14 protein-coding genes are annotated in these 11693 nt (G+C 58.5%); 7 read left to right on the forward strand and 7 right to left on the reverse strand.

Going from position 1 to position 11693, the window contains the following annotated elements:
- Window positions 1-59 precede the first annotated feature (59 nt).
- From AC2FFD_RS08080 to AC2FFD_RS08090, 3 genes are all read right to left on the reverse strand, one after another.
- Window positions 60-521 (reverse strand): NUDIX hydrolase, encoded by a 462-nt coding sequence (locus AC2FFD_RS08080; protein ID WP_425079771.1) that lies wholly within the window; start codon window positions 519-521, stop codon window positions 60-62.
- Window positions 522-653: 132 nt separating this feature from the next.
- Complete coding sequence (locus AC2FFD_RS08085; protein WP_480685384.1) at window positions 654-1397, reverse strand: EcsC family protein; 744 nt, start codon at window positions 1395-1397, stop codon at window positions 654-656.
- 52 nt (window positions 1398-1449) lie between these two features.
- The gene (locus AC2FFD_RS08090; protein WP_257600237.1) at window positions 1450-1944 is read right to left on the reverse strand and encodes a GNAT family N-acetyltransferase; all 495 of its coding nucleotides are present in this window, start codon (window positions 1942-1944) and stop codon (window positions 1450-1452) included.
- A 71-nt stretch (window positions 1945-2015) separates the two neighbouring features.
- Here AC2FFD_RS08090 and AC2FFD_RS08095 point away from each other — a divergent pair, with 71 nt between their 5' ends.
- Entirely contained in the window at window positions 2016-2621 is a 606-nt protein-coding gene (locus AC2FFD_RS08095) for a flavin reductase family protein (RefSeq protein ID WP_496872796.1), read from the forward strand.
- On the forward strand, window positions 2621-3259 hold the full coding sequence (locus tag AC2FFD_RS08100) for a CatB-related O-acetyltransferase (protein WP_480685380.1): 639 nt from the start codon (window positions 2621-2623) through the stop codon (window positions 3257-3259). Before AC2FFD_RS08095 ends, AC2FFD_RS08100 begins: the two co-directional genes overlap by 1 nt.
- A 31-nt stretch (window positions 3260-3290) precedes the next feature.
- On the opposite strand, the gene AC2FFD_RS08105 is transcribed toward AC2FFD_RS08100, so the two are convergent.
- On the reverse strand, window positions 3291-4925 hold the full coding sequence (locus AC2FFD_RS08105) for a SulP family inorganic anion transporter (RefSeq protein WP_257600236.1): 1635 nt from the start codon (window positions 4923-4925) through the stop codon (window positions 3291-3293).
- Between the two features lie 166 nt (window positions 4926-5091).
- On the opposite strand from AC2FFD_RS08105, the gene AC2FFD_RS08110 reads away from it, so the two are divergent.
- From AC2FFD_RS08110 to AC2FFD_RS08120, 3 genes are all read left to right on the forward strand, one after another.
- Entirely contained in the window at window positions 5092-5661 is a 570-nt protein-coding gene (locus AC2FFD_RS08110; protein ID WP_496872797.1) for an invasion associated locus B family protein, read from the forward strand.
- A gap of 66 nt (window positions 5662-5727) precedes the next feature.
- Complete coding sequence (locus AC2FFD_RS08115) at window positions 5728-6600, forward strand: S-methyl-5'-thioadenosine phosphorylase (RefSeq protein WP_170345014.1); 873 nt, start codon at window positions 5728-5730, stop codon at window positions 6598-6600.
- A 292-nt stretch (window positions 6601-6892) separates the two neighbouring features.
- Window positions 6893-7522 carry a LysE family translocator gene (locus AC2FFD_RS08120; protein WP_496872798.1) on the forward strand — a complete coding sequence of 210 codons (630 nt, stop codon included), beginning with the start codon at window positions 6893-6895 and terminating at the stop codon, window positions 7520-7522.
- 7 nt (window positions 7523-7529) lie between these two features.
- Here AC2FFD_RS08120 and AC2FFD_RS08125 read toward each other — a convergent pair whose 3' ends face one another.
- On the reverse strand, window positions 7530-7703 hold the full coding sequence (locus AC2FFD_RS08125; RefSeq protein ID WP_170345012.1) for a hypothetical protein: 174 nt from the start codon (window positions 7701-7703) through the stop codon (window positions 7530-7532).
- Window positions 7704-8142: 439 nt separating this feature from the next.
- On the opposite strand from AC2FFD_RS08125, the gene AC2FFD_RS08130 reads away from it, so the two are divergent.
- Window positions 8143-8682 (forward strand): adenine phosphoribosyltransferase, encoded by a 540-nt coding sequence (locus AC2FFD_RS08130; protein ID WP_170345011.1) that lies wholly within the window; start codon window positions 8143-8145, stop codon window positions 8680-8682.
- Between the two features lie 170 nt (window positions 8683-8852).
- Window positions 8853-9335 (forward strand): fasciclin domain-containing protein, encoded by a 483-nt coding sequence (locus tag AC2FFD_RS08135; protein WP_170345010.1) that lies wholly within the window; start codon window positions 8853-8855, stop codon window positions 9333-9335.
- Between the two features lie 38 nt (window positions 9336-9373).
- On the opposite strand, the gene AC2FFD_RS08140 is transcribed toward AC2FFD_RS08135, so the two are convergent.
- Window positions 9374-10789 (reverse strand): FAD-binding oxidoreductase, encoded by a 1416-nt coding sequence (locus tag AC2FFD_RS08140; RefSeq protein WP_496872799.1) that lies wholly within the window; start codon window positions 10787-10789, stop codon window positions 9374-9376.
- A 38-nt stretch (window positions 10790-10827) separates the two neighbouring features.
- Window positions 10828-11646 (reverse strand): MBL fold metallo-hydrolase, encoded by an 819-nt coding sequence (locus AC2FFD_RS08145; RefSeq protein WP_425079867.1) that lies wholly within the window; start codon window positions 11644-11646, stop codon window positions 10828-10830.
- Between the last annotated feature and the right edge of the window lie 47 nt (window positions 11647-11693).

Raw genomic sequence — 11693 nt, forward strand, 5'->3', positions numbered from 1 at the left:
AAACGATTGGCGAATAGATACCGATCAAGATGACAATATCAAGCCTATCAGATGCTACTTTAATGTGAGTACGGCTTAAAGTCGCGCAACAATTCAGCAAGCTCATCAGAATCGACCTTTAGCGCCGCTTTTTTCGGCGAAAACCACTTGCGCCGACGCTCGGTCTTTTCCGGGTAGTCTGGCGACACAGCGCTTACATGCACTGGAAAAACATCCACCAGACACAAGGATGGGGGCCGGTTCGAATGGTGCTTGAGATGCAGGAACTGCCCCAGTCGCGCCCCGTTGATCCGTCCAGATACGCCCGCCTCTTCCCAAGCCTCTTGCAAAGCGGTTTCCTGCGGGCTCAGACCGGGGATGAGCCATCCTTTGGGTATGATCCATCGCCGTGACTTGCGTGTCGTGACCAACAAAATCTTGGGACGGCCGCGCTTGATCCGGAAACACAAAGCCGAGGATTGCCGCAAAACTGGCTGCCTTGCAGCTTTTGGAAGGTCATGAAGCAACAATCCTGCATTCATCGAGCGACGCTCCCTTTCGGTCAAACGTCAGCCATCCAAACTCGCAAGCCCACCCGATCTAGAGGCCGACGCCTGCAACCATACCACATGATGTATCACGCGCCAAGTCACTCGCGTCGATCAGGATATCGCCTACATTCGGGCAGAAAGCCGCCGCGCCAGATCGTCATGGGGAATATCAGCGTCAATTGCCAGTCGGCGCAAACCGAAATGCACGCGCGCGATCTGTTGGTAATAGCGCGTGTAGACATAATTCGTGCCACCCCCGGCCAATGCCCCCAGCACAGGAACGGACTGGGCTGCAAGCTTTTGCCCCAGTACAATCGAAAAGCGCGGCGCAACGGCGGCAATCAGGCGTTGCATGGCCGGTCCGGTCAGCGTCAGCCGGACCGAGAAAAAACCCAGATCTGCCCCATCATCATGCGACAATGGTCCTGCCGCCGACAAAACGCGAACGCAATCGAACTTTACGTTTTCGGCAGAGGGATCAAACCCCTCGCGCGCGGCGGCCCCCTGAATGGCGCGTAGCAGCATCGCGGTTGTCGCGGGCAGCTCCATCAGGGCTGTCGAAACGCCGCCCAGCCCCCCGGCCGCACCCATGGCAGTCGTCACCGCGGTGTTGACCCAGGGCTGCTGATCAGGAACCGCGAGCCGCGAGCCCTCGGCCGCATGCATCGCCAGCCATAACGCCTGTTCGGTTGCGCCTGTCAGGCCATTCCGAACGGGTTCGGGCAATTGCTCCAGCAATGACTCGGCTGACCCCCCAAGTTTGTTGAGAAGTTTCACGCCAGCCCCTCCGGCGGATCGGTAGTGGTCCGCCAAACGATCCAGTTCGGCCTCGGTATCCACGTTTTCAACAAGAACAACGTTCTGCATTCACGCCCTCCTGCCTACCAACATCGGCGCTGCGCAGCATGGTTTCAATAGGTCAGCGGCCCCAACGCGTTACCGCACCCTGAACCCCGGACCAGGCGCCGGGCACCAGTTCCAGCCCCAAAACCCGGTCAGGGTTGGTGGGCGGAGGCATCTCGACCGCGTGCAATCGTGTGAAACCGAACCGGCTGTAATAGGGCTCATCCCCCACCAGCATGACCCTTTGCCAACCGCGTGTGCGCCCCGCCTCGACTCCTGCATGTATCAAATATCCGCCCAGGCCTTCACCTTGGTGGGTGGGGTGCACGGCAACCGGCCCCAACAGCAGAGCATCGTGATCACCGACATGAACCGGCCAGAACCGGATCGCACCGGCCAGAATCCCCTGACCGTCGCGCGCGACCATAGACAAGCCCGCAACCGGCGGCACGTCATCACGCAAGCGGTAGGACGACAAGGCCTCGCGACCCGGCGCAAAACACAGGTCATAAAGGGCTTCGACTTCCCACCAGTCGTCCGGCTCTTCCGGCCTGATCCCGAATTGCTGCACCCTGCCCTCTTTTACTTGCTGGCAATCGCCCTAGCACTTCGCTACGCCTTGGGCAAACGCTTGGAGTTCAGATGTTCTATCGCCCCGAAGACGGCCACGGATTGCCGCACAACCCGTTCAACGCCATCATCACGCCACGCCCGATTGGCTGGATTTCGACACGGGATGCGGATGGGATCAACAATCTGGCGCCCTATTCCTTCTTCAACGGCGTCGCCTATACACCACCGCAGGTCATGTTTGCCTCGACCGGCACCAAACAGGATCAGAGCGTCGGCAAGGACAGCATCGCCAATATCGCGGCTACGGGCGTGTTTTGCGTGAATGTCGTGGCCCATGCGCATCGGGACGCGATGAATGCAAGTTCCGCCGGATTGCCGAAAGAGGTTGATGAGTTTTCACATGCCGGGCTTTCGCCCATCGAATGCGAAACCATCCCCTGCGCACGGATTGAAGGGGTCCCGGCTGCGCTGGAATGCAAACTGACCCAGATCGTCACGCTTCCCGGTGAAGACAATCGGGTGGTGTTTGGCGAAGTGACAGGTGTACACCTGCACGACGATCATATTCGGGATGGCATGTTCGACGTGACCTCGTTCCAACCTTTGGCGCGGCTCGGGTATCGCGATTACTCTGTCGTTTCCGAGTTGTTCAGCCTTTCTAGACCGGATGACTGATGCCCCTGCCTGACGCTTCGCGCCGATATCCTGTCACTCTGCCTGACGGCACGGAACACAAAGGAACGGCCTTTCTGTCACGAGTGATCGACCACCCCAGAATTCAGGTGGGAGATTACACTTACGCATCAGATTTTGACGAACCCGAGGATTGGGCCAATCGGCTGGCCCCTTATCTGTTCGAGTTTTCGCGCGAAAAGCTGATTTTGGGGAAGTTTTGCCAAATTGCCCACGGCGTCCGCTTTGTGACAGCCTCGGCAAATCATGCGATGGATGGGATAACCTGCTTTCCCTTTCCAGTTTTCGATCCGGAACAGATGTTGGAATACCAGCCGGACTTTCGGGACACCGTGATAGGCAATGATGTCTGGATCGGCTATGGCGCGTTGATCCTGCCCGGAGCCAATATCGGTGACGGAGCGATAATCGGTGCGGGTTCAGTCGTGCGTGGAACCATCCCGCCTTATGCGATCGTCTCGGGCAATCCTGCCGAGGTACGGCGATACCGGTTTGACGCCGACACAATCGAGCGGCTGCTTTCTTTGAAGTGGTGGGACTGGCCAGTCGAACTGATCGCCGAAGCCGAAAGCGCTCTGCTGACGGGAGATATCGATAAGCTGGAGCGCTTGGGCCCTTGAAAAAGGTGGCCCAATTGGCCGCCTTTCGAAGTCAGTGCCCGCCCAGAATACCGGTGCGGACAGAGTAATCTACCGCCAGTTCGTAATCCGGATCATCATCACTGTCGACCATGAGGTGTCCCGCTTTGTTCAGCAGTTTGTGACAGTCGCGGCTCAGGTGACGCAGCATGACCCGTTTGCCTGCCGCCTCGTATTTTGCGGCGATGTTTTCGATGGCTTGCAGGGCGGACTGGTCCACCACGCGGCTTTCGGCGAAATCGATGATAACGGTTTCGGGATCGTTCGGGACGTCGAAAAGTTCGATAAATCCGTCAGAGGATCCAAAGAACAGCGGCCCCTGAATTTCATAGACCTTCGCGCCTTTCTCAGTCTCGGATTCACGCGTAACCGCATGAATGCGCTTGGCATTGTTCCAGGCATAGGCCAGCGCCGAGACGATGACGCCTACCACGACGGCAACGGCCAAGTCCTCCATCACCGTTACGACGGTGACCAGAACGATGACGAAGGCATCGGTCATTGGCACTTTGCGCAGAATCTTGAACGAGTTCCACGCAAAGGTGCCGATCACAACCATGAACATCACGCCAACCAGCGCGGCCAGCGGGATTTGCTCGATCAGGGGTGACGCGAACAGGATGAAGACCAGCAGGAAAAGCGCTGCCGCGATACCGGCAATACGTGTACGCCCGCCGGATTTCACGTTGATCATCGACTGGCCAATCATCGCGCAACCGCCCATGCCACCGAAAAATCCGGTCACGATATTCGACGCGCCCTGTGCGATGCATTCCTGAGAGGCCCCGCCGCGCTTGCCTGTGATCTCACCCACAAGGTTCAGGGTCAGCAGGGATTCGATCAGGCCAATGGCGGCCAGAATGACCGCGTAAGGCAGAATGATCTCAAAGGTTTCCCAGTTCAAAGGAACCATTGGAACATGGAACGCTGGCAGGCCACCTTCGATCGATGCCAGATCGCCGACGCGCGGCACATCAAGGCCAAAACCGATCACGATTGCCGCGACCACCAGAATACCGGCCAGAGGCGCTGGGATGATGCGCGTGATACGCGGCATGATCCAGATCACTGCCATGGTCAGCCCGACAAGACCCAGCATGGTGTAAAGCTGCATCCCGGACAACCATTCGCCGCCGCTCAGTCCATGACCGGTGTTTTCCATGGTTCCGGGCACTTTGAACTGTCCCATCTGGGCCAGAAAGATCACGATGGCCAGACCGTTCACAAAGCCCAGCATGACCGGATGCGGCACCAGACGAATGAAACGCCCCCAGTGCATGGCCCCGGCAATGACCTGAAGGATTCCCATAAGAACAACGGTCGCGAACAGGTATTCGACCCCGTGTTCGGCCACCAGTGCCACCATGACAACCGCAAGCGCGCCGGTCGCGCCCGAGATCATGCCCGGTCGCCCACCGATCAATGCCGTGATCAGACCCACCAAAAACGCCGCGTAGAGACCGACCAACGGGTGCACGCCCGCCACAAAGGCAAAGGCCACCGCCTCGGGCACCAGTGCAAGGGCAACCGTCAGACCGGACAGCAGCTCAATCCGCAGGCGTGAGAAGGTCAGTCCCTCATCTGGCACCCAGCGCAGATCGGGAATGGCGAGGCGATTGGCAAAGCTTGCCAGCAAGGCTCGGGGCATCAGACAGTCCTATAGGATTATATGTTCGCGCGAAGGCGTTGTTGTAGCTGGCGCGCCGGCATTGAGCTACTGCATTATGTGGGATGCAGCCATGCGCAATGCGCATACCTGGCGCTCACGGCAAGGTGATTTGAGGAGCCACTATGAAGCCACCACATGTGAGGCCATGCGTTGGATCCTCTTCTTACTGTTCTTACTGTTCCCGGCCCTTCCCGTCCTAGCACAGGATTTGGATGGCAATGACACGGCCGGCAACTGGCGGGTAACGCATCACGAAATTTTCGGCATCTGGAATTCGATCTGTGACGAGCGCGAAGAAAGCGGCGCGTTACGGCAGCGGTGCTACATCCGACGGGCAGAGGTGTTTTCCCTTCGGCCAAAACTCGCGGCACAGTTCGTTTTCATTACGCCGGAACCGGAAGGTTTCAAAATTGAATTCGGGATCGAGCCGGGTACTTTCTTCACCCCATCCGGATTTCGCATCGAAAAGGACGAAGAAACCACATGGCGCACCCGGCGCCCCGGATGCCTGACCGGGCTTGGCTGTACCTTCGAAGGCCAACGCGCCAAGGCGCTATTGGACGCCATGCTGACCGGCGATGCGTTCCGCTTCGTGTTCCGAGACCGGCACGGGCAGTCACAGGATCTGACCTGGTCTCTGGGCATGTTCGGCGCGGCCTGGGCCGATTTCACCGGGCAATCACAACAGCGCAACCTGTTGACGATGCGGGAATAGGCCTCTTGTCAAATCCGGGCTGAACCCGCACAAATTCAACATCAGGTATTCAGGCGGAGCAGGACAGTGACCCAAACCAGGATAGCCGTCATCGGCGGATCAGGCATCTATGACATCGATGGGCTGGAGAACCCGGAGTGGGTAGAGGTTGAGACCCCATGGGGAACACCGTCAGACCAGATCCTGACCGGGTCGCTGGACGGTATCGAAATGGCCTTTCTGCCGCGTCATGGGCGCGGTCATGTGCACTCGCCGACAGATGTACCCTATCGCGCCAATATCGACGCGCTGAAACGGTTGGGCGTGACGGACGTGATCTCGGTGTCGGCCTGCGGATCGTTCCGCGAGCATATGGCACCGGGTGACTTCGTGATTGTCGATCAGTTCATCGATCGCACTTTTGCACGGGACAAAAGCTTTTTCGGATCTGGCTGCGTTGCCCATGTCAGCGTCGCCCACCCCACCTGCCCACGCCTGTCGGACGCATGCGAGACGGCGGGCAAGGCCGCTGGCATCACCATCCACCGGGGCGGCACCTATCTGGCGATGGAGGGACCTCAGTTTTCCAGTCTTGCGGAATCCAGGATGTATCGCGAGCAATGGGGCTGTGACGTGATCGGCATGACCAACATGCCCGAAGCGAAACTCGCCCGCGAGGCCGAGCTGTGTTACGCGTCGATCGCGATGGTCACCGACTATGACAGCTGGCACCCGGACCATGGCGAGGTGGACGTGTCCACGATCATCGCCACCCTGACCGGCAATGCCGAAAAAGGTCGCGCACTGGTCAAGGGCCTTCCATCCCTTCTGGGCGCAGAGCGGGCACCTTGCCCGCATGGCTGCGACCGGGCGCTGGAATACGCGATCCTGACCGCACCGGAAAAGCGCGACCCGGCGCTTCTGGCCAAGTTGGACGCGGTGGCCGGGCGTGTGATGTAAACGCCCGGTTTTTCTACAGATGGCTGAGGATCGCTCCGAAATCCGGTGTGGCTCCGAGCACTGGTACGGTTTGTCGTTCTGGCCGCGTGTCCGGGTGGCAAGTTCAACAGCTTTTTCTTTCGGAATATCCTGAAGAAAGCCCTGTCTGCATATTCTTCGGTTATGCGTGCAGTACTGTTCGCCTTTTTTTGAGTCCTGAAACGGGAAATTTGACTCAGGTGCTGTCGACTTGAGCCCAATTCGTAGTATGGCTGAAAACTCGTGTGACTTGAGTTGGAAAAGGAACCGCATCATGCCACTTGAAGTCTGGCTGGCCTTTGTGGCTGCTTCCACGGCATTGCTGCTGATCCCCGGCCCGACGGTGTTGCTGGTGCTCACCTATGCCCTGTCCAAGGGGCGCAGTGTCGCCGTCGCCTCGGCCACGGGGGTTGCAGTGGGCGATCTTGTGGCCATGACCGCATCTTTGTTGGGGCTTGGCGCGCTTGTTCTGGCTTCGGCCACGTTGTTTTCCGTTCTCAAATGGGTGGGCGCGGCCTATCTGATCTGGCTTGGGATCAAACTGTTGCGCAGCGCACCAGCCGGCGGATTGAGCACGGTCGACACCGGGCGGGATGTCACCGCGCGCAGCGTATTCGGTCACGCAGCCGCCGTCACTGCCCTGAACCCGAAATCCATCGCCTTCTTCATTGCCTTTGTGCCGCAGTTCATACGCCCTGCTGAACCGCTTGGACCTCAGTTCGTCATCCTGATTGCCACATTCGTCGGGCTGGCCTGGGTGAATGCGTTGGCCTACGCCCTTTTGGCAGCCAGGTTGCGGCGGCTGATCGGGCGCGCCAGCGTCATTACGGCAATGACACGGTTTGGCGGCTTGACCTTGATCGGCATGGGTATGGCCACGGCGGTCCTGCGCCGACCGGCCTGACACCGCATCAGTCTTCGGCGTGTTCTTTCATGAATCCGCGGATGAACCTGCGGATTTCACGCGCAGCAGACGTGTCCAGCTCTTTGCAAAGCTCGACAAACGAGTCTCGTTCATCCCTGTCGAGGCGCAAGACCAACTGACTGTTTTTCTTGGTCGACCCTTTGCCTTCATTCCCGGCCACGTGCATTTTTTCCCAACGAAGTTATGCTCTATCTGGCGATGCTGTGTATATCCATAGCATAGATTTTGTCGTTATCGGGCACTTAACGGCAAGGATAGGAACTGACAATGAACCGTGCAACCTTCTGGCAGTTCTTGAGCCATTTCCATTCAATTGAAGCCGACGACGCCTGAGACCCGGACATGTCGAATTGCAAACCAGACAGCTTGCTCATCGCGCTCCTGGAAATCCGAGCGCCGGGGCTGTTTGGAACAGGTGGCAGCAAGCAATCAAACGGGTCGGGCAATTGTCGTGGCCGGCGCAAAGGTTGCCCCGGTTTTTGTCCTGCTCAACGCTGCAACCTCGCACCCGTGCTGATCCGGCCGCGGAATTGTTCCTTGCATGGCCAACCCTCTTGGGCCAAACACAATATTGCTGTTTGACGCTAAAAGGTTGGCCCATGTCCAGAAACAAATCTGTCAAAGATTATATCCGAACCATCGTCGATTTCCCCCATGAAGGGATCATGTTTCGGGATGTGACAACCCTGTTTGCCGACCCCCGCGGGTTTCGAATGGCAATTGACCAGATGCTGCACCCCTATGCCGGTGAGCAGATCGACAAAGTAGTCGGGCTTGAAGCACGCGGCTTTATTCTGGGCGGCGCGATTGCACATCAGTTGAGCGTCGGTTTTGTCCCGATCCGCAAAAAAGGCAAACTGCCCGGCACAACAATCAGTCAGGACTACAAGTTGGAATACGGAGAGGCGATCGTCGAGATCCATGACGATGCCATCCAACCCGGCGAAAAGATTCTGGTGGTCGACGATCTGCTGGCTACGGGCGGAACTGCCGCGGCGGGTATCAAGCTGATCGAGCGGCTTGGGGGCGAAATCGTCTCGTGCGCCTTCATTATTGACCTGCCCGATCTTGGTGGCCGTAAAGTGTTGGAAGAGATGGGCATGGACGTGCATGTCCTGTGCGAATTCGAGGGGCTCTGACCAGGAGTTTTTCACAAAAACGTGATTGGAAACCGAAAACCGGGCAGGCTTAGCGCGGTTTTCGCGCCGATCAAGCCGCAAAACGGATCGACTCAAGTGATCTTGTGGTCAGGCTGCCCCGTATATTGGGTGATGCTGCTTGAAGCATTTCAACCCAGGGAGTTAAGCTCATGTTCCGCAAATTCGCCGCCGCCGGTGTCGCCTCGATCCTGTTCAGCACTGCTGCAATCGCCGATGGTCACGGCAAGGACATTGTCGACACGGCTGTCGCCGCTGGCAGCTTTGAAACACTCGTCGCGGCGGTTCAGGCCGCCGAACTGGTGGACACACTCAAGGGCGAAGGTCCTTTCACCGTTTTTGCCCCCACTGATGACGCATTCGCGGCTTTGCCCGAAGGTACGGTCGAAGACTTGCTGAAGCCCGAAAACAAGGATCAACTGGTTGCCATTCTGACCTACCATGTCGTGCCGGGCAAAGTGATGTCAGGTGATCTGAGCGACGACATGACCGCTGCAACCGTTCAAGGCGGTGATATCACGATCGACCTGGATTCAGGTGTGATGGTGAATGACGCCAACGTTGTTCAGGCCGACATCGAAACCAAGAACGGCGTGATCCATGTGATCGACAAGGTGATCCTGCCTGCATCGTAGGAAAACACCTGGACACGGCCCAAAGCCCGGGGCCGTGTTCACCCTTTCAGGACCGCGCCGGGGTTCATGATGCCCTGCGGATCCAATGCCAGTTTGATGGCCCGCATTGCGCCCAGCTTGGCCGGATCGCCATAGCGTTCCAGATCCTCGGTCTTGAGGCGCCCCACCCCATGTTCAGCACTGACCGAGCCGTCAAAGGCGTCAACCAGATCATGTATGGCCCGCTTGATCATGCCTCTTTGGTCCTCGAAATCCGATCGGCTCTGCCCTTTGGGCGGGAACACGTTGTAATGCAGATTGCCGTCACCAAGATGGCCAAAGCAATTGATCCGAAAGGGCCCGAGACCCGCAATCAAGTCTCTGCCATCGCGAATGAAGTCGGGGATTCTGGAAATCGGGATCGAGATATCATGGCTCGACACTGACCCGATCAGACGATTGGCTTCGGGGATGCGTTCGCGCACCGCCCACAAATCGGCCCGCTGCGCTTCACTTTGGGCGATTACTCCGTCCTGAACCTGACCAAGTTCGTCAGCGCGAACAAAGAGTTCCTCCAACGCGGCAAATGGTGATTGCCCGTCAGCCAGACCCAGCTCGATCAATACGCTCCACTCTGGCGGCGTGCGGAACGGTTGGCGAACATCCGGCAGAACCTCGGCCAGAAAATCAAGCCCCTGCCGGTGGATCAGCTCAAACGTGCTGACCGCCTCACCCACCCTGTCCCGCGCCAAAGCCAGCAGGTCGATCGCCGCTTCGGGAGACGCCACCTGAAACACCGCCGTCCCGATACCGGCGGGTCGCGGGAACAGCTTGAGCGATGCGGCAGTGATGATCCCCAGCGTCCCCTCGGCCCCGATCAGCAGATTGCGCAGGTCATAGCCGGTATTGTCCTTTCGCAGCCGGCTGAGGCCGTGCCAGATCTCGCCACTGGGCAACACCGCCTCAAGCCCCAGGCACAGGTCGCGCGCGTTGCCATACCGCAAAACGTTGACGCCCCCTGCATTGGTCGACAGGTTGCCCCCGATCCGGCAGGATCCCTGTGCCGCCAACGACAGAGGAAACAACCGGTTTACCGCCTCGGCTGCGGCCTGAACGTCTTGAAGAATGGCCCCGGCTTCGGCGACCAGAACGTCCTCGGTCGCAAAGACTGACCGGATGGCGGTCATCCGTTCCAACGAGATCAGCAAAGGCGCCGGATCCTCTGACATCACCTGCCCGCCAACCAGACCGGTGCCGCCGCCATAAGGCACGATCGGGACCCGCGCTTGCGCAGCCAATCCTACCAGCACCGCCACCTCTTCGGTATTGCGCGGCAAGGCCAGCAGGCCGATCTGTCCGGCAAACCGACCGCGCGGTTCTTCCAAATACCGTTCTTCTACGGGGCGCAGCACACCGTCGCCCAGTTTCGAACGGACCAGCGCGGCAAAACGGTCATCAGCGGGGTTCAAACTCATACGCATTCAATGCCCAAGCGATGCGATTGCCGCAAGCCTTATTCAAGATCAATCAGATAGCGCGGCTCAAGCACCACTACCGTGGGTCGGTCCGGAAGGTTCCGCAATGAGACGGTGATTTCCGACACCCCTTCGCGCTCGACCGGAAATGTATCCCTGATATCCGCCAGGAAGCGATCCAGCGAAAACTGCGAGAACCAGTGCATCGGAATGATGACAGAACTTTTCAGCCGTTTCAGAACCGCAATCATCTCGGGCAGAGGCATGGTGGTCCCGCCATCAACGGCAGCCATGACCACATCCAGCCGCCCAAGCGCGGCAAACTGCTCATCCGACGGGACATGATGCAAATGCCCCAGATGACCGATGCACAACCCCTCAACCTCGAACACAAAAATCGAATTGCCGCGCTCTTCGACCCCACCATAAACAGACCGGATATCGGTCGAGACATTGCGCACCAGCATCTCTCCCAGATCCAGATGATGCTCGATACCTTTCCCGAACTCTCCCCATCCCGGCAGAACATGCGGAATGGCCGGGTCCGGATGGGCCGTCCAATGCGTGCCGTGGGCATGGTTCATCGTCACCACGTCCGGGATCAGGTTTGCGCTGCCGATAAACCCGGTAAAGTCCGTCACCGCATTCAGCCCGCCGCGGGTCTGGATCATGAAGGACGCGTGCGCGATATAGCTGATCCTCACCGAGAATTCCGGTACCGGATCCTGCCAGGCCGCCCTGTGCAGATACTCGATTCCGGGCGCCGCATCGGCAATGGCGATACAGTGGCTTGGCCGACGCTCCTGCGCAGCGGCCCCGCCCGAAATCACCATCAATGCCGCAATCAAACAGCGCATTCCCGAAGTGTAGCGCAGAACGCCCACAAGTCATGCCCCTTGTTCAT

Source organism: Ruegeria sp. YTSC002 (genome assembly GCF_059609845.1).